This window comes from Acidimicrobiales bacterium, assembly GCA_036399815.1.
Taxonomy (GTDB): domain Bacteria; phylum Actinomycetota; class Acidimicrobiia; order Acidimicrobiales; family DASWMK01; genus DASWMK01.
In genome coordinates this window covers 1-17,821 of the sequence record DASWMK010000178.1, presented here as the reverse complement: position 1 = coordinate 17,821, position 17,821 = coordinate 1, and the positions used below count along the sequence as shown (strand labels likewise).

16 protein-coding genes are annotated in these 17,821 nt (G+C 76.4%); 14 read left to right on the top strand and 2 right to left on the bottom strand.

Features of this window, described 5'->3' with window-relative positions; translation table 11 throughout:
• The 8 genes from VGB14_13105 to VGB14_13070 form a co-directional block, all read left to right on the top strand.
• Nucleotides 1-386, top strand: a 386-nt coding sequence (locus tag VGB14_13105) for a helix-turn-helix transcriptional regulator (protein HEX9993860.1), incomplete at its 5' end; no start/stop codon positions are given.
• Nucleotides 387-533: 147 nt separating this feature from the next.
• Nucleotides 534-1,274, top strand: coding sequence for a TauD/TfdA family dioxygenase (locus VGB14_13100; GenBank protein HEX9993859.1), 741 nt, complete (start codon nucleotides 534-536; stop codon nucleotides 1,272-1,274).
• On the top strand, nucleotides 1,271-2,653 hold the full coding sequence (locus VGB14_13095) for a DUF6002 family protein (GenBank protein HEX9993858.1): 1,383 nt from the start codon (nucleotides 1,271-1,273) through the stop codon (nucleotides 2,651-2,653). Before VGB14_13100 ends, VGB14_13095 begins: the two co-directional genes overlap by 4 nt.
• Complete coding sequence (locus VGB14_13090; protein ID HEX9993857.1) at nucleotides 2,650-5,205, top strand: lantibiotic dehydratase; 2,556 nt, start codon at nucleotides 2,650-2,652, stop codon at nucleotides 5,203-5,205. The genes VGB14_13095 and VGB14_13090 overlap by 4 nt, the downstream gene beginning before the upstream one ends.
• The gene (locus VGB14_13085; protein ID HEX9993856.1) at nucleotides 5,202-6,497 is read left to right on the top strand and encodes an MFS transporter; all 1,296 of its coding nucleotides are present in this window, start codon (nucleotides 5,202-5,204) and stop codon (nucleotides 6,495-6,497) included. The genes VGB14_13090 and VGB14_13085 overlap by 4 nt, the downstream gene beginning before the upstream one ends.
• Complete coding sequence (locus VGB14_13080) at nucleotides 6,494-7,690, top strand: GNAT family N-acetyltransferase (protein ID HEX9993855.1); 1,197 nt, start codon at nucleotides 6,494-6,496, stop codon at nucleotides 7,688-7,690. The genes VGB14_13085 and VGB14_13080 overlap by 4 nt, the downstream gene beginning before the upstream one ends.
• Nucleotides 7,687-9,045 carry a hypothetical protein gene (locus VGB14_13075; GenBank protein HEX9993854.1) on the top strand — a complete coding sequence of 453 codons (1,359 nt, stop codon included), beginning with the start codon at nucleotides 7,687-7,689 and terminating at the stop codon, nucleotides 9,043-9,045. The genes VGB14_13080 and VGB14_13075 overlap by 4 nt, the downstream gene beginning before the upstream one ends.
• Nucleotides 9,042-10,130: a hypothetical protein gene (locus VGB14_13070; GenBank protein HEX9993853.1), complete on the top strand. Its 1,089-nt coding sequence runs from the start codon at nucleotides 9,042-9,044 to the stop codon at nucleotides 10,128-10,130. The genes VGB14_13075 and VGB14_13070 overlap by 4 nt, the downstream gene beginning before the upstream one ends.
• Here VGB14_13070 and VGB14_13065 read toward each other — a convergent pair.
• A complete protein-coding gene (locus VGB14_13065; protein HEX9993852.1) occupies nucleotides 10,121-10,888 on the bottom strand; it encodes a maleylpyruvate isomerase family mycothiol-dependent enzyme in 768 nt (255 codons plus the stop codon). The two genes, VGB14_13070 and VGB14_13065, sit on opposite strands and share 10 nt — an antisense overlap.
• A gap of 40 nt (nucleotides 10,889-10,928) precedes the next feature.
• Here VGB14_13065 and VGB14_13060 point away from each other — a divergent pair, with 40 nt between their 5' ends.
• Entirely contained in the window at nucleotides 10,929-11,948 is a 1,020-nt protein-coding gene (locus tag VGB14_13060; GenBank protein HEX9993851.1) for an aldo/keto reductase, read from the top strand.
• Between the two features lie 54 nt (nucleotides 11,949-12,002).
• The gene (locus tag VGB14_13055) at nucleotides 12,003-12,701 is read left to right on the top strand and encodes a hypothetical protein (GenBank protein ID HEX9993850.1); all 699 of its coding nucleotides are present in this window, start codon (nucleotides 12,003-12,005) and stop codon (nucleotides 12,699-12,701) included.
• On the opposite strand, the gene VGB14_13050 is transcribed toward VGB14_13055, so the two are convergent.
• Complete coding sequence (locus VGB14_13050; protein HEX9993849.1) at nucleotides 12,676-13,491, bottom strand: purine-nucleoside phosphorylase; 816 nt, start codon at nucleotides 13,489-13,491, stop codon at nucleotides 12,676-12,678. The two genes, VGB14_13055 and VGB14_13050, sit on opposite strands and share 26 nt — an antisense overlap.
• Before the next feature lie 29 nt (nucleotides 13,492-13,520).
• Between VGB14_13050 and VGB14_13045 the strand changes: the two genes are divergently transcribed.
• Genes VGB14_13045 through VGB14_13030 form a run of 4 tightly spaced genes read left to right on the top strand, consistent with a single transcriptional unit; the run spans nucleotide 13,521 to nucleotide 17,757 of the window.
• Nucleotides 13,521-14,150 carry a VOC family protein gene (locus VGB14_13045; GenBank protein HEX9993848.1) on the top strand — a complete coding sequence of 210 codons (630 nt, stop codon included), beginning with the start codon at nucleotides 13,521-13,523 and terminating at the stop codon, nucleotides 14,148-14,150.
• A 34-nt stretch (nucleotides 14,151-14,184) separates the two neighbouring features.
• A complete protein-coding gene (locus VGB14_13040) occupies nucleotides 14,185-15,747 on the top strand; it encodes a carboxyl transferase domain-containing protein (GenBank protein ID HEX9993847.1) in 1,563 nt (520 codons plus the stop codon).
• Between the two features lie 28 nt (nucleotides 15,748-15,775).
• Nucleotides 15,776-16,375: a hypothetical protein gene (locus VGB14_13035; protein ID HEX9993846.1), complete on the top strand. Its 600-nt coding sequence runs from the start codon at nucleotides 15,776-15,778 to the stop codon at nucleotides 16,373-16,375.
• 2 nt (nucleotides 16,376-16,377) lie between these two features.
• Nucleotides 16,378-17,757 carry a M20/M25/M40 family metallo-hydrolase gene (locus VGB14_13030; GenBank protein HEX9993845.1) on the top strand — a complete coding sequence of 460 codons (1,380 nt, stop codon included), beginning with the start codon at nucleotides 16,378-16,380 and terminating at the stop codon, nucleotides 17,755-17,757.
• The last annotated feature ends 64 nt before the right edge of the window (nucleotides 17,758-17,821 follow it).

The following is a 17,821-nucleotide window of genomic DNA, read 5'->3' as shown; positions in this document are numbered from 1 at the left end:
AGGCGCTCCTCGCCCGGCGGACGGCCGCCGGCGAGGCGACCGCGCCCCTCGCCGCGGCCGCGGCCACGGCCGACCAGCTCGGCGCCGGCGCGCTGCGCCACGAGATCGGCGCGCTGGCGGCGAGGGCCAGGATCACCCTCGACGGCCCCGACGACGAGGCCGAGCCGGACGGCTGGCCGGCCGAGCGCCTCGACCTCACCCCGCGGGAGCAGCAGGTGCTCGACCTGCTCGTGGAGGGAGCGACGAACCGGGAGATCGGCGAGACCCTGTTCATCAGCCAGAAGACGGCCAGCGTCCACGTGTCGAACATCATGGCCAAGCTCGGCGTCTCGACCAGGGTGCAGGCCGCCGCCGTGGCCGATCGCGCCCGCGCCGAGGGCGCCTAAGGCGCCGCCGGCGGAATCTGAGGGGCCACGGGGAGGCAACGCGGCGCCGTGCCCGATGGCACCGCCGGCGGGGGCTGCGACCCTGGACCGATGGCCGGAGCGGGCGGACCGTCGCCGGCCGATCGACACGGACGGAGGCCGTCCATCGTGCCCCATTCCCCCACCAGCGTGCTCTCCCTCACCGACTTCAACGGTCGGCCGCTCCCGCCCGAGCTGATCGCGTCGACCTTCGACGCCCTCATGCGCGAGAACGGCTACGTCTACTGCTGCAACGTCCCCGACGACTTCGACCACGTGGCGTTCTGCCGCACCCTCGGCGACTTCGTCCCCCAGTACACCGGGGTGATGGTGGGCGACGTCCGGCCCGAGCAGGGCATGGACGACGTGTACCACTCGGGCAACACCCGCCCGCTGCTCCCCCACACCGAGGGCTACGACTTCGAGGTCGTCCCGCCCCGCTACATCGCCCTCTGGTGCGTGGCGCCGTGCGAGGGCTGCGGCGGCGAGACCACCCTCGCCGACGCCTACGCCTGGCTGGAGTGCCTCGCCGACGAGGAGCTCGAGCGCATGCGGGACACCGTCTACGAGTGGAAGACCACCGACGGCGTGCTCCGCATGGGCATCGAGCTGCACTCGCGCCACCCGATGCTCGAGGACCACGAGGACGGCCTGATCTGCCGGTTCTCGTCCAACAACATGCTGCGGGACGGCGACGGGCTGGCCGCCGACCTCGTCGCCCGCGGGCTCGAGTTCTTCGAGAAGACCCACGTCGCCATCGACTACGAGGCCAACTCGCTGCTCGTCTGGGACAACTTCCGGATGATGCACGCGAGGAACGCGTTCACCGACCGCGGCCGGCACCTCAAGCGCGTGCAGGTGGCGGCATGAGCCTGCTCGCCGCCGCCGGCGAGGCGACGGTCGTCAACGTCCTCGACACCTACCGGGCCGAGGTCCAGCAGTCCCTGGACGACGCGGCGCGCTCCCGGCCGGCCGGCGGCGACTTCGACCCGGGCTGGGACCTGCCCGAGGACGGCGAGGCGCTGCGCCGCTTCTGGTCGGTGGCCGAGATGGCCGCCGTCGACCTCGGCACCTACCTCGGTCGGCGGCTCACCCTGCTCGACCTCATGCGCAACCCCGGCACCCGCACGACCAAGACCCTGGCGTCCCTCGTGATGGTGGCGAGGGCGGCGGCGTTCGTGCGGCGCACGGGCGAGCCGGTCATGATCGTCACCCCGTCGTCGGCCAACAAGGCCACGGCGCTCCGCGACGCCGTGCTCCGGGCCGTCGAGTCCGGGCTCGTCACCCCCGACGAGCTGCGCATCGCCATCGTCGTCCCCGCCGCGTCCACCGGGAAGCTGTGGGGCTCGGCCCTCTGCGACGACCCGGAGCTGGCGGCCCGCAACCCCGTGTTCGTCCACGGCGGGCCCGAGCGGGCCGGCGTGAAGGCCGTGGCCAGGGAGTTCGTCGACCGCCACGCCGGCGAGGTGCTCGACCGCTGCGGCGTGCACCTCTGGTACACGCTCGACCTCGCCAACTACATGGTGGCCGACGCCACCAGGGCGCTGTTCGAGCGGGACGCCATGCCGGCGCCTCCCGACGGCGGGCGCCTCCACGCCCACGCCGTGTCCAGCGCCTTCGGGCTGCTCGGCCACCACCTCGGGCACACGTCGTTCTGCGCCGGCCGGCCCGACCCGCGGTACTTCCTCGTGCAGCACCTCGACACGCCGGACATGGTCCTCAGCCTGTACACGGGCTCCACGTCGCGGCAGGGCATCCCGGCCTACGACTACGACGAGACGAGCGGGCTGTACCGCCAGGACGCCGACCCCCACTTCCCGGCGCTCACGTTCGACCCGGACGAGACGCTGGAGACGACGTTCTACACGCACCAGCCGCCGACCTCCGAGGAGATGAACCGGCTCATCCGGTCCCGCGGCGGCGGTGGGATCGTCGTCTCGCTGGCCGAGTGCCTGCGCCGCTACGGCGAGGTCCGGCGCCTGCTCGGGCTGGCCGGCGTGGCCGTGCCGGCCGACCCCCGCCGGGTGCGGGAGTGGTCGCTCGTGATGGCGGTGACCGGCGTGCTGAACGCGATCGACCGGGGGCTCGTGCCCGACGGCGACGACGTGCTCGTCCACGGCTCCGGCTGCTACGCGGACGACCAGTACGAGCCCATCCCGGCCGGCTGCCGGACGTCGGTGGCGACGGCGGCCGACCTGCGCGACACGGTGCTGGCCGCCGCCGCCCGGCGCGAGGGCGGTTCGCCGTGACCGCCGTCCTCGACACGAGGCCGGCACCGGCGACCGACGCCGGCGCGCCCCGGTGGGAGCGGCTGCCGGCGTTCGTGCTGCGCATGGCCGGGTTCCCGTTCGGGTGGCTGGGCGACCTGGCCGACGGCACCACGGCGGCCGCCACCGGCGGCCTGCTCGTCGCCCGGGCCAGGGTGGCCGCCGCGGTCGCCGCCGGCCGCCAGGTCGAGGCGGCCGGGCGGGACGACCAGCGGGCCCTCCGGGCGCTGCGCCAGGGCCGCCCGCCCGGGCCCGGCGCCGTCGGCCGGGCCTCGCCCGCCGTCGCCGCGGCCGCGGCCGAGCTGGCCGACGCCGTCGACCGGTGCACCGACGCGGAGCGGGCCGTGGGCGCCGCGTACGAGCGGGAGTGCGGGGCGACCGGCGCGGCCGCCACCGCCCGCTTCCGCGACGACCCCGCCCTCCAGGACATGCTCCTCGTGTCGAACGAGTCGTCCTACCGGACGATCCTCGCCTGGCTGGCCCAGCCCTGCTCGCACCGGCCCAACGCCCGCAACACCGACCGCAAGCAGCTCGACGCCCTCGTGCGCTACCTCCAGCGGGTGTGCGCGAAGAACGACACGACCAGCCACTTCGGCCCGCTGATGCCCGGCCGCTTCGACCCCGACCTCGACGGCGTGGCCTGGCGGCCGGGCCGGCTCGAGCGGGCGCCGCTCCTGTCGCGGTGGGCGGCCGACGAGCTCGGCGCCCGCCTCGGCGCCGACCCGGCCGTCCTCCCCGGCCTCCGCCCCCGGCGGACGGCGGGCGCCTTCCTCTGCGGCGACGTGCTCCGGGTGGTGGAGCTGCACTACGCCGAGCGGCGCGTCACGGACGTGCGCCGGGCGGCGACGATCGGGCCCGAGGTGCGCCTCGACGCCGGCGAGCTCGCCGTCCTGCACGCCGTCGACGGCGACCGCACGGTCGCCGACCTGGCCCGCCGCACCGGCCGGCCGCTCGACGAGACCGTCGCCGCCCTCCGGCGGCTGGAGGCGGCCGGCGCCGTCGTCGTCGGCCCCGACATCCCCTACGGCACCGAGGACCCCCTCGCCCACCTGCGGTCGCTGCTCGACGGCGACGGCGACGGCGACCTCGCGACGGCGACGTGGCGCGACCACCTCGACGCGTTCGCCGCCGACGTCGCCGCGTTCGCCGCCGGCGACACGCCCGAGCGCTCGGCCGCGCTGGCCCGCCTGAAGGGCCGCTTCGAGACGGTCACCGGCTCGCCGGCCGACCGCACGAGCGGCGGCTTCTACAGCGACCGGACCGTGGTCAACGAGCAGTGCCTGTGGGCGGCCGACGACCTGCGCGTCGGCGCCGGCCTCCTCGACGGCCTGGCCGGCGACCTGGCCGCCGTCTACGACCTGTTCCTCCTCCGCCCCCGCCACCGGCTGGTGGCCGAGCGGGCGCTGCTGGCCTCGTGGTTCGACGAGCGCTTCGCCGGCGAGGGCGAGGTCGGCGTGGACCGCTACCTCGACGCCTTCCTCGCCGACCTCGACGACCTGGAGCCGGCCTACCGGCAGGTCGACGCCGAGGTCGACGCCGTCGGCGACCTCGTCGAGTCCGTGCTGCTGCCCGACGCCGGCGCCACCGGGCCGGTGCACCGCGTCGACCCGGCCGTGGTCGACCGCGTGGTCGGCGAGCACGGCGCCGACGTGCCGGCCGTGTGCAACCCCGACGTGATGCTGCTGGCCGCCTCGCCGGAGGCCCTCGCCGCCGGCGACGTCGACGCGCTCATCGGAGAGATCCACGCCACCGAGGAGAACCTGAGCCACGGCTCGTTCGCCCCGTTCCTCGACGCCCGCTTCCCTGGCCTCGGCGAGGAGGTCGTGGCCCGCTACCGCGCCCTGCTCGACGAGGACGAGGACCTGGCCGACGTCACCCAGTTCCACCGCAACCGCACCTGGGTGCGCACGGCCCTGCCGTGCCACGAGGTGGAGGCGGTCGACCGCTCGCCCCACCCGCGCCGCTCGGTCACCCCGCTGCACGCGCTGACCGTCTGCCGGTCCCCCGCCGGCCTGCGGCTGCGCAGCCCGTCGCAGGGCCGCTTCCTGCGGCTCACCGTCGCCCCGCTGGCCTGGCTGTCGACCACCCGCAACCCGTTCGCGGTGTTCTCGTTCCCGTGGAGCCTCGGCGGCCTGGCCGTCGAGGGCCGGGGCCGGGACCGGCTGCCCCGCATCCAGGTCGGCCGGGTCGTCGTGCAGCGGGCGCTGTGGCGGGTGCCGGTCGAGCGGCTGGCCTCGGGCGACAAGCTCGAGGGGTTCGTGGCCGCCCAGGCCGTGCGCCACGAGCTGGGCCTCCCCCGGCACGTGTTCGCCCGGGTCCCCGGCGAGCTGAAGCCCGTCTACTGCGACCTCGACAGCCCGCTGCTGCTCCGCCAGCTCACCCGCATGACGGCCACGGCGGGGACGGGCACGGTCGAGCTCGGCGAGATGCTGCCCGGCCCCGGCCAGCTGTGGCTGCGGGACGAGCGGGGCGCCTACACCTCGGAGATCCGCTACGCGGTCTTCTCCGGCCGCGGCGGGGCGGGCGGGGCGTGATCCGCCGCCTCCTCCCCTTCGACGGGCCCGTCCGGGTCATGGCGGTCGCCACCCTGATCACGACCGTCGGCACCGGCCTCTGGTACTCCTCGTGGGCCATCTTCTTCACCCGCTCGGTCGGCCTGTCGTCCGACCAGCTGGCCGCCGGCATCACCGCCGCTGGCCTCCTCGGGCTCGTGGTGGCCACGCCGGTCGGGCGCCTGGCCGACCGCGTGGGCCCCCGCGAGGTGCTGATGGTCGTCACCTCCGTGCAGGCGGTCGCCATGGCCGCCTACACGCTGGTGCACGGCTTCGGCACGTTCCTCGCCGTGGCCGCCGTCGCCATCACCGCCGAGCGGGCCTACCTCGGCGTGCGCATGGCCCTCGTCACCGGGCTGATCGCCGACCACGAGCCGACCGGCGACGCCGAGGCCGACGCCGCCCACCGCGAGGAGGTGCAGCGGGAGCGCCTCGACGTCCTCGCCTACCTCCGCAGCGTGAACCACGTCGGCTTCGCCGTCGGCGCCGCGCTGGCCGCCGTCGTCCTCCAGGCCGACACCCGGCCCGTGTACGTCGCCATGGTCCTGCTCAACGCGGCCACGTTCGCCGCCTACGTCGCCCTGCTGACCCGCGTGCCCCGCGTGGCGCCGTGCGCGGCGGCGTCGCCGGACCGGCCCATCGCCGTCGTGCGCGACGTGCCGTTCCTCGTCGTGACCGCGCTGAGCAGCGTGCTCGCCCTGTGCTGGGGGATGCTGTCGACCGGCGTGCCGCTCTGGATCACCGAGCACACCGGCGCGCCCCACTGGGCCCAGGCCATGGTCGTGTTCCTGAACGCCGTCGGGGTGGCGGCGTTCCAGCGCCGGGCCAGCCGCGGCAGCGACGCCCCCGAGCGGGCGGCGCGGGCCGCCGCCAGGGCCGGCGTCCTCCTCGCGGTGTCGTGCCTCGTGTTCGCCGCGTCGTGGCACACGGCCGGCGCGCTGGCCGTCGCCGTGCTGCTCGCCGCGGCCGTCATCCACGTCGTCGGCGAGCTCCTGTACGCGGCGAGCGCGTGGGGCCTGTCCATCGCCCTGATGCCGGACAACGCCCACGGCGAGTACCAGGGCATGTTCGCGGCGGGCACCGCCGTCGTGCAGATGGTGGCCCCGGCGCTGATGATGCTGCTCGTCGTCGGCTGGGGGGTGGCCGGGTGGTTCGTCCTCGCCGGCGTGTTCCTCGCCGCCGGCCTGCCGACGGTGGCCGTCGCCCGCTGGGCCGCGGCGTCCAGGGCACCGGTGCTGGCGCCGGTGCCGGCGGTCGTGGGGTCGGTGCGATGACCGCCACCGTGGTCCCCAACGACGCCCCGGCCAGGGGCGGCGCCGCCCGCCGGGCCGCCCACCGGGCCCGCTACGCCTGGGCCAACAGCGGCGACCCCCGCCTGCTGGCCGCCCGTCGGCGGTGGGAGTGCCGGCCCCGCCCGACCGTCCCCGGGCTCGTGTCGCCCGGGCGGGACGGCGGGCCGACCATCGCCTACGCCGGCGCCCCCGAGGGCGTGCGCAACGTGCTCGCCTTCCTCGAGCAGCAGCGGGACGGCGCCGACCGGCCGACGCCCGAGCGGGTCGAGCGCGACGTCACGTGGGCCGACCTCGTCGCCGGCACCGCCTTCCCGGAGGCCGACCTCGTCGCCGTCGGCGCGGACGCCGCCAGGGTGGCGGGGCTGCCGACGGCCGGCGCGCTGGTGTTGCCGTTCCGCGTCCACCTCGTGGTCGAGGTGGACGACGACCTCGACGGCATGCGCCGGCGCATCTCCAAGCGCGAGCGCGAGGACTTCAGGCGGAGCCGCCGCGACCACGGCTGGACCTGGGAGCGGGACGACTCGCCGGCGGCGTTCGAGCACTTCTTCGAGCGGATGCACCGCCCGACCATGGAGGAGCGCCACGGCGACCGGCAGCGCAGCGAGGGCCCCGACGCCGCCTACGAGTGCCTGTTCCGGCGGGGGATGCTGTTCTTCGTCGCCGAGGACGGCCGCCGGGTGGCCGGCGTGCTGTGCCGGTGGGACGGGGCGACGGGGACGCTGACGACCCGCCTGCTCGGCGTCCTCGACGGCGCCCCCGAGCACTACGCCAGCGGCGCCTTCAAGGCCGTGTACCACCTGCTCCTCGAGTGGGCCTGCGCCAACGGCGTCGAGCGCATCGACTACCACGGCACGGAGGCCTTCGTGTCGAAGGGCATCTACCAGTGGAAGCGGAAGTTCCGCCCGACGGTCGTCCTGCCCCCCAACCACTTCGCCGGCAAGCGCCTCTGGTTCCGGCCCGCCCGGGACACCGAGGCCGTGCGCGACTTCCTCGTCGCCAACCCGACCCTCGCCATGACGGGGGACGGCGGCATGGAGGCCGTGTACTTCCGGGACGGCACCCGCCCGCCCAGGACCGGCCTCTCGTGGGAGTGCCCCGGCGTCGCCGGCGCCCGCGAGATCGACCTCGACGAGTTCCTGGCGCCCGCCGGCGCTCGCCGGAAGGAGCGCACGTGAGCGACACCCGACTCGCCCCCCACCCCTGGTTCGGCACCGGCGCCCCGCCGACCGACCACCGCCTGCCGGCCGAGGCCGTCGCCGAGACCGTCCTCGACGGCATGCGGGACGTGCCCTACCCCCGCCGCCCGGTCGCCCTCCAGCCCTTCGTGCTCCCCCGGGCGTCCTACGAGGAGCTGTTCCGGGCGGCGCGGGTGCTGCTGCGGCTCCTGCGCCGGGCGCTCGTCGAGGCCGGGCCGACCCGCCGGGCCCGCATCGACGCGCTCGGCGCGTCCGACGACGAGTACCCGCTGTTCGTCGACGACGAGGACGTGGAGCTGTCCTACTGCGACGCGATGGCCCGGCTGGACACGGTCGTCGGCCCCGACGGACCCCGGTTCCTCGAGGCCAACGTGAGCGGCGCCGTCGGCAACGCCGTGCAGACCCACCTGGCCACGCGGGCGTGGACGGACGCCTACGGCGGGCCGGGCGTCGCCCCGTTCACCGGCCACGACCCGTTCGCCGCCCGGGTCGCCATGTACGACGACGTGTGCGCCGAGCGGGACCTGGAGCGGGCCGTCGCCCTCGTGGGCAGCGTCCGCGACCTGTTCGGCGGCGTGCCGAGCACCCGGTACTTCGACGTCGAGCTCGACCACCTGCGCCGCAACGGCTACCGGGCCGAGTTCTTCGAGCCCGAGGACCTGGTGGACGGGCTCGGCCTGCCCGGCGAGCCCCGCTTCCCGCTCGGCCTCCGCCACTTCACGGTCCCCGAGTGGCGGGACCTCGGCATCAGCTGGGAGCCGGTGCAGCGGGCCCTGGAGGCCGGCTGCCTCCTCCTGTCCCCCCAGACGTGCTACCTCGTGGCCAACAAGAAGGTGATGGCCTGGGTGTCGGAGGAGCCGGCCTGGATGAACGACGCGGAGCGGGCCTTCGTCCGCCGCTACGTCCCGTGGACGCGGGTGGTCACCGACGGGCCGGCCGCGTGGGAGGGCCGCAGCTGGGACCTGCCCGACCTGCTCGTCCGCCGGCGCGAGCGCTTCGTGCTGAAGGGGGCCATCGGCATGAAGGGCCTCCAGGTCCACCTCGGCTGCGCCACGCCGGAGGCCGAGTGGCAGGACCTCGTGGGCCGGGCCGTGGTCGACGGCGACACCGTCGCGCAGGAGTTCGTCGAGCAGGGCCGCTGCCCGGTCGAGTGGGTCGAGGAGCCGGGCGACGAGGCGCGGTGGGCCGAGGTGGCGCCCGTGCTGAGCCCGTTCGTGTTCGGCGACCGGGCCGCCGGCTGCCTGGCCCGCTACTTCGTCACCGGCGAGGCCGACCGGGTCGTCAGCCTCGAGGGGTACGGCGCGCTGATGAACGTCGCCCTGGCCGAGCGGTGACCGCCGGGCGGGCCGACCTCGTCGTCGCCGGCAGCGGCTCGCTGGCCCGCTCGGTCTGCCACTCGCTGGCCGCCGCCCGCCCGGCGCCGGCCGCCGTCGTCGTCGTGGCCCGCTCGGGCGCCAAGGCGGCCGAGGTGTGCGAGGTGGCCGGCACCCGGGCGGCGCTGTCCGGGTCGCCGGCCCGCTTCCGGCCCGTCGAGTGCGACCTGGCCGACGGCGACCGGCTGGCCGCCGTGCTCGGCGAGGCCCGGCCGAGGGCCGTCCTCGGCTGCGCCTCGGTGCAGTCGCCGTGGGAGCGGACGGCGGCGCCGTCGGCGTGGACCGAGCTGCTCGCCGCGGCCGGGTTCGGCCTGGCCCTCCCCCTCCACGGCCTGCTCGCCCTCCGCCTCGCCGCCGCCGTCGAGGCCGCTACGCCGGGAGCGGCGTACGTGAACGCCTGCTACCCCGACGCCGTGAACCCGCTGCTGCGGGCGGCCGGCCATCGCGTGGCGTTCGGCATCGGCAACGTCGCCATCCTGGCCGCCACCCTCCAGGCGGCCCTGGGCCTGCCCGACCAGCGCCGGCTCCAGGTGCTGGCCCACCACTGGCACCTCCACGCCCCCGACGACCCGGCCGAGGAGGCGCTCGCCTGGTGCGACGGCCGGCCGGTGGAGGACGTGGGCCGGCTGGTGGCCGGGCAGCGGGCGGTCGGCGGCGCCGAGCTCAACCTGGTGACGGGCCACGCCGCCGCCCTCCTGCTGCGCGACCTGCTCGCGGGCGCGGAGGTGGCCACCAGCCTGCCCGGCCCCGGCGGGCTGCCCGGCGGCTACCCCGTCGTCGCCTCGCTCGACGGCGCCCGCGTCGAGGCCCCGCCGGGCATGACGGTGGACGAGGCGGTGGCCAGGAACCGCCGGTGGGCCGAGCGCGACGGGGTGGTGGTCGAGGACGACGGCCGGGTCGTCGTGTCCGCCGCCGCCGCGGCCGCCGTCCGGCCCCACCTGCCGGCCCTCGCCGGCGGGTTCTCGGCCGCCGACGCCGTGGAAGTGGCCGGCGACCTCCTGGCCCTCCGCGACTGGCTGCGGGCCGAGCCGGCCGCTCAGCCGTAGGGCAGGCGCTCGGGCAGGGCGTCGACCACGGCCCGGTCGCCGTCCACGACCAGGTCGCCGTCGTCCAGCGCCCAGCCCCGCCCGGCCAGCCAGGCCACCAGCGCGGCCGCCGGGCCGGTGACGGTGGCGCCCCCTTCCCCGGTGCCGATGGCCCACTCGCCCTGGGCGTCGGTGGGTCGGACGACGACCGTGGGCATGGGCGGGTCGAGGCGGCCGCCCCGGTCCACGAGCTCGTCGGCCACCCGGGGCAGCAGCACGGCCGCCACCTCGGCCGGCCAGTCCGCCGGCCGGTAGCCGAGCCGGAGGTCGACGTGGTGGAGCTCGCACTCGGTCAGCCGCGACCGGGGGCCGACCCGGGCCGGCATGGTGCCGTCGAGCATGGCGATGGGGCGCTCCCAGGCGTCCTCGGGCATGGCGTCCCACGCCGCCCGCAGCTCTGCCGCCGACCGGGTGACCTCCTCGACCAGCACGGCCGCCGGCTTGGCCGGCCCCTCCTCGATCTCGGCCTCCCGCTGGTCGTCGCCGCCCGGGTACTGCTCGGCGACCTCGCCCGCCGCGGCCGCCTCGGCCATGCGCCGGTGGTCCTCGGCGTTGCGGGCGAGGTGGGTGAGCAGGTGGGCCCTCGTCCACCCGGGCAGGGCCGACGGCCCCGCCGCCTCCTCCTCGCCCACGGTGGCGAGGGTGGCGACCAGCCGGTCGGTCGCCCCCTCCAGGAGCTCGAGCAGGAGGTCGACGTCGGTCTGGGGGATGGCCGCCATGGGTGGAGCCTTCCCGCCCGGCCGGCCGTAGCATCCCGGCGTGGAGCACCGCACGCTGGGACGCACGGGCGTCCAGGTCAGCCCGCTGTGCCTCGGCGCCATGATGTTCGGCGCCTGGGGCAACCCCGACCACGACGAGTCCGTCCGCATCGTCCACGCCGCCCTCGACGCCGGCATCAACTTCGTCGACACGGCGGACGTGTACTCGGCCGGCGAGTCCGAGGAGATCGTGGCGAAGGCCATCGCCGGCCGGCGCGACGAGGTCGTCCTCGCCACCAAGGTCCACGGCCAGATGGGCAAGGATCCGAACGAGCGGGGCAACTCCCGGCGCTGGATCGTCCGGGAGTGCGAGGCCAGCCTCCGCCGCCTCGGGACCGACCGCATCGACCTCTACCAGATCCACCGGCCCGACCCGACCACCGAGATCGACGAGACCCTCGCCGCGCTCACCGACCTCGTGCGGGCCGGCAAGGTCCTCTACGTCGGCAGCTCGACGTTCCCGGCGTCCGAGATCGTCGAGGCCCAGTGGGTGGCCGAGCGGCGCGGGCACGTCCGCTTCGTGTGCGAGCAGCCGCCGTACTCGCTGCTCGTGCGGGGCATCGAGGCCGACGTGCTGCCCACGTGCCAGCGCTACGGCATGGGCGTGATCCCGTGGAGCCCGCTGGCCGGCGGGTGGCTGTCGGGCAAGTGGCGGCTCGGGGCCGAGGACCTCACCAGCCGGCGGGCCCAGCGCCTGCCCGACCGCTACGACCTGTCGATGGTCGAGAACCAGCGCAAGCTGGAGGCCGCCGACGCGCTGGCCCGGCTGGCCGACGAGGCGGGCATGACCCTCGTCCACCTCGCCGTCGCCTGGGTGATCAACCACCCGGCGGTCACCTCGGCCATCATCGGCCCCCGCACCATGGACCAGCTGACGTCGCAGCTCGGCGCCGTCGACGTCACCCTCGAGCCCGACCTGCTCGACCGCATCGACGAGGTCGTGCCGCCCGGCACCAACTTCAGCTGGGCCGACGCCGGCTACCGGCCGCCCTCGCTGGAGCCCGCCGCCCGCCGCCGCTGACCGCTGGGGTGCCCACCCCTTGTGCGCGGGGGGTGACCTGCCGACGATGGACCCGTGACCGTCCTCGACGACGCGCGGATCGCCGTCGCCCCGGCCGGCCCGGCGGACGGGCGGGCCGCCACCCTGCGCCGGGCGCTCGTCGGCGCGGCCGTGGCCACCCCGCCGGTCGTGGTCGCCGGCCTGGTCGTGGCCGGCCTGCCGGACTACGCCCGGCTGCTCGTGGACGAGCAGTCCCCGATCACCTGGCTCCAGACCGTGCTGCTGGTCGTGGCCGGCGTGCTGGCCGGGCTGCTGGCCGCTCGCCGCTGGCTGGCCGGCGACCGCCTCCACCCCTGGTCGCTCCTCGCCGCCGGCTTCGTCTGGCTGGCCCTCGACGACCGGTTCCTGATCCACGAGCGGCTGCGGGACGACGTCCTCGCCGGCCGCGTGCCCGACGTCCTCCCGTGGGGCAAGTCGGGCGACGTCGTCCTCCTCGCCTACGCCGTCGGCGGGCTCGTCCTGACCCGCTCGGTGCTCCGGGCCCTGCACGACGACCGGACCGCCCGGGTGGCGTTCGTGGCCGCCCTGGGGCTGCTCGGCCTCGCCGCCGGCATCGACTCCGTCGACCCCGCGTCGCTGACCCGGTCGGAGGAGCTGGCCGAAGGCACCGTCGAGGAGTCGCTGGAGCTGTTCGGCGACGCCGCCTTCGTGCTGGCGCTGGCCCTGCCGGCCGTCGCCGCCGAGGCCCCTACAGCCGCTCGATCACACCCCTGACGAGCCCGGCCATCCGGTCGCCGGCCGCCGACCCGGCGGCCAGCACCTCGGCGTGGTCGAGCGGGGTGGCGCCGAGGCCGGCGGCCTGGTTGGTGACGAGCGAGACGCCGAGCACCTCGGCCCCGAGGTGGCGGGCGGCGATCGTCTCCAGGGCGGTGGACATGCCGACGAGGTCGGCGCCGAGCAGGCGCAGCATGCGGACCTCGGCCGGGGTCTCGTAGGCGCCGCCGAGCAGCGCGGCGTAGATGCCCTCGGGCAGGCCGGGCTCGACCTCCCTGGCCAGCGCCCGCAGGCGGGGCGAGTAGGCATCGGTCAGGTCGGCGAAGCGGGGGCCGCGGTCCTCCGGCGGTGCCGGCCCGACGAGCGGCGAGGCGCCGGTGAGGTTCAGGTGGTCGGACAGCAGCACGGCGGTGCCGACCGGGAAGTCGGCCCGCAGCGAGCCCGCCGCGTTGGTCAGGATCACGACCCCGCAGCCGCTCAGCACGGCCGTGCGGACGCCGTGGACGACCGTCCAGGCCGGGTGGCCCTCGTACAGGTGCACGCGGCCGAGGAACAGCAGCACCCGCCGGTCGCCGACCGTCACCGACCGGACGGCGGCGCCGTGGCCGGCCACCGTCGGCGGCGGGAAGCCGGGCAGGTCGGCCAGGGCCACCTCCGCCACCGTCGTGCCGAGCCCCTCGGCGGCCACCGCCCAGCCCGAGCCGAGCACGACGGCCACGTCGTGGCGCTCGACGCCGGTGGCGGCGGCCAGGGCCTCGGCAGCGGACAGGGCGGCGGCGAACGGCTCCATCGGCCCATGCTGGCACTACCGTCCGGCCGGTGGCCCCGACCGTCGACGAGCTGGTGGTGGGGGACGAGCCGGCGGCGTGGGCGGCGGCCGGCTTCGCGGTCGACGGCGACGGCACCTGCCGGGTCGGGCCCGTCCGCATCCTGCTGGCCGGGCCGGGCGGCGGCCGGCACCTGCGGTCGTGGTCGCTGCGGGACCTGCCGGCCGGCGCCCCGGCCGCCGTCGACGGCATCCCGACGGCCGCGTCCGCCCGCCGGCCGCCGGAGCCGGCCGCGCACCCGAACGGCGCGGTCGCCGTCGACCACGTGGTCGTCCGCTCCCCCGACGTGGACCGCACGGCGGCGGCGGTCACGGCCGCCGCCGGCGTCGAGGTCCGCCGGGTCCGCCACGCCGGCGGCGACCCGCCGGTCCGCCAGGTCTTCTTCCGCCTCGGCGAGGTGGTGCTGGAGCTGATCGGGCCCGAGGAGCCGGACCGGTCCGACCCCCGCCCGGCCCGCCTCTGGGGCCTGGCCCACACGGTCGCCGACCTGGACGCCACAGCCGCCCTCCTCGGCGACCGCCTCGGCCCCGTGCGGGACGCCGTGCAGCCCGGCCGCCGCATCGCCACCCTCCGCCACCGCGAGCTCGGCCTGTCCGTCCCGACGGCGTTCATGAGCCGGTGACGGGCCCGGCCGGGGCGCTGCTTACCATCGCCCGGTGAGCGAGACGTGGGAGCCCGAGGTCGCCGAGCTGCGGCGGCGGGAGGCGCTGGCCCGGGAGATGGGCGGGCCGGAGAAGGTGGCCCGCCAGCACGCCGCCGGCCGGCTCACCGTGCGGGAGCGCATCGACGCCCTGCTCGACCCGGGCTCGTTCCACGAGGTCGGCGCGCTGGCCGGCAAGGCGACCTACGACGAGGACGGCGCGCTGGCCTCGTTCACGCCGGCCAACTTCGTGTTCGGGCGGGGCCGGGTCGACGGCCGCCCGGTCGTGGTCGGCGGCGACGACTTCACCGTGCGGGGCGGCGCCGCCGACGCCGCCATCTTCGGCAAGCAGGTGATGGCCGAGCGGATGGCGAACGAGCTGCGGCTGCCGCTCGTCCGCCTGGTCGACGGCACCGGCGGCGGCGGGTCGGTGAAGTCCCTCGACCAGGACCGCCGCACCTACGTCCCCTGGAACCCGGGCTGGGAGCTGGTGGTCGGCAACCTGGCCACCGTGCCGGTCGTGGCCCTGGCCCTCGGGCCGGTGGCCGGCCTCGGCGCGGCGCGCGTCGTCAGCAGCCACTACTCGGTGATGGTGCGGGCGACGGCTCAGGTGTTCGTGGCCGGCCCGCCGCTCGTGGCCCGGGTCGGCGAGCAGGTGGACAAGGAGGGGCTCGGCGGCAGCGCCATCCACACCGCCAACGGCGTGGTCGACGACGGGGTGGACAGCGAGGAGGAGGCGTTCGAGCGGGCCCGCCGGTTCCTGTCCTACCTGCCGTCCTCGGTGGACGAGGTGGCGGCCAGGACCGAGCCGGAGGACGACCCGGAGCGGCGGGAGGAGTGGCTGATCGGCGCCGTCCCCCGCGACCGCCGGACGGTCTACCGGCCCCGGCCGATCGTCGAGGCCGTCGTCGACCGGGGCTCGTGGTTCGAGCTGGGCCGGGGCTGGGGCCGCTCGGCGGTGACCGGCCTGGCCCGCCTCGACGGGTGGCCGGTGGCCGTGCTGGCCGGCGACCCCTACCACTACGGCGGCGGGTGGACGGCGGCCGCCGCCGACAAGGTCACCCGCTTCGTGGACCTGGCCGACACGTTCCACCTGCCGGTCGTGCACCTCGTCGACCAGCCGGGGTTCGTGATCGGCAGCGCGGCCGAGCGGGCCGGCACCATCCGGGCCGGCGCCCGCACCCTGGCGGCGATCCACCAGGCGTCGGTCCCGTGGTGCTCGGTGATCCTCCGCAAGGTGTTCGGGGTGGCCGGCGCCGCCCACCAGGACGCCAGCCGCCTGTCGTACCGCTACGCCTGGCCGTCGGGCGACTGGGGGTCGCTGCCGCTCGAGGGTGGCGTGGAGGCGGCCTACAAGGCCCAGCTCGAGGCCGAGCCCGACGAGGCGGCGCGCGCCGCGCTCCTGGAGGAGCTGACGGCCCGGCTGGAGCGGGTCAGGTCGCCGTTCCGCACGGCCGAGGCGTTCCTCGTCGAGGAGATCGTCGACCCCCGCGACACCCGCCCCCTGCTGTGCGAGTTCGCCAACCTGGCCGCCCCGCGGCGCCGGCCCGGGCCGACGGCGAGGGGGATGCGGCCCTAGCCGGGGGGTCCGGTAGCCTGCCCCCGCTGTGCTCGACCACGTCTTCACCGACGCCATCGGCGCCCTCCGCGACGCCTTCGAGAACGCCCTCCTGGAGCGCCAGGCCTTCGAGGAGCGGTTCCAGGTCGACGTGCTGCTCGGCGACTGCACGTGGGAGACGTCCTACGGGCTCCCCGGCGAGGGCCTGCCGCCGAGGGTCCAGGCCGACATCACCCTCGACTGGCCGACGTGGGCGCAGACCTCCTACCGGAAGTGGTACATCGGCGAGCCGTTCGAGGAGCCGCCGGAGATCCTCGTCGAGATCACCCTGCGCATCCAGCGCCTGGCCGAGCGGCCCGAGCCGGGCACCGTGCTCGACGTGCTGCCGGAGGCCAGCCCGGCCATCGGCCGGGAGTCGCTCGAGCGCTCGGGCCCGACCATCGAGGAGGTCTACGGCCACGACCTCACCTCCGGCGAGTACGCGCTGGAGGTGTCCTACGAGGGCAGCTACGAGCTCGACGAGGACACGCTGGCCGACGGGTCGATCCTCGACGACCACTTCTCGTCGATGGGCGGCTGGATCGCCTCGACCCTCGTCCGCCTGGGCGACCTCAAGTTCGCCTACCTGCCCCCGGGCGAGGAGGAGTAGCCGTGCCGGCGACCGCCCCGGACCCCGACCTGGCGGCGGTCGCCGCCCACGCCGGGGCCCGCAGCGACGAGCACGAGGCCCGGCTGGCCGACTGGGTCCGCCAGCGCAGCGTCAGCAGCACGGGCGAGGGCATGGACGAGGCGCCGGACCACGCCCGCCGCCTGCTCGAGGGCGCCGGGCTCGACGCCGAGGTGTTCCCGACGGAGGGCTGGCCGATGGTCGTCGGCCGTCGGCCCGGCCCGCCGGGCACGCCCAACGTGCTGATCTACGGGCATTACGACGTGCAGCCGCCCGACCCGGTGCCGGCGTGGACGAGCCCGCCCTTCGAGCCGACCGTGCGGGACGGGCGGATGTACGGGCGGGGCACGGCCGACAACAAGGGCCAGCACCTGGCCCACCTGCTCGCCATGGAGTCGCTGCTCGCCGTGCGGGGCGACCTGCCCTGCGGGGTGACCGTGCTGCTCGACGGCGAGGAGGAGATCGGCAGCCCCCACCTCCCGGCCTTCGCCAGGGAGCACCGCGACGACCTCGCCGCCGACCTCGCCCTGTGGAGCGACGGGCCCGTGCACGAGGACGGCAACTGGGTGCTGATCTTCGGGGTGCGGGGGATCGTCGCCTTCGAGCTGCGGGCCAGGGGCCCGAACCGCTCGCTGCACTCGGGGAACTGGGGCGGCATCGCCCCGAACCCGCTGTGGACCTTGGTCCACCTGCTGGCCTCGATGAAGGCCCCGGACGGGCGCATCCTGGTGGAGGGCGTGATGGACGACGTCGCCCCGCTGACCGAGCGGGACCGCGAGGCGCTGGCCGCCCTGCCCGGCGACGTGGACGCCATCCGCGCCCACCTCGGCGTCGACGCGCTCGACGCCCCGGGGGACCGCGGCCTGCACGAGCGGCTGTGCTCCTGGCCGACCCTGACGGTCAACGGGCTGCACGGCGGCTACGGCGGGCCGGGGATGCAGACGATCATCCCGTCCGAGGCGGTGGCCAAGTGCGACATGCGCCTCGTGGCCGACCAGTCGGCCGACGCCGTGTTCGCCGCCGTCGAGGCCCACGTGCACCGGCACGCGCCGGGGGTCGAGGTCGTGCGCCAGGGGTCGATGGAGCCGTCCCGCACGCCCCTCGACGCCCCCTTCGCCGGCGCCGTGCGCCGGGGCATGGCGGCCGCGCAGGGCGGCGACCCGCTCGTCGTGCCCGCGCTCGGCGGCAGCCTGCCGATCTCGGTGCTGACCGCCGACCTCGGCCTGCCGACCTTCGGCGTCCCCTACGCCAACGCCGACGAGGCCAACCACGCCCCCGACGAGAACTTCGAGCTGCGCCGGTTCCACACCGGCGTGGTCACGACGGCGTCGGTGCTGCTGGAGCTGGGGCGCTCGCCGCGCTGAGGTCGCCGGCCAGCTCCCGCAGCGGCTGCTGCGGGCGGGCCCCCAGGTGGGAGATGACCTCCGC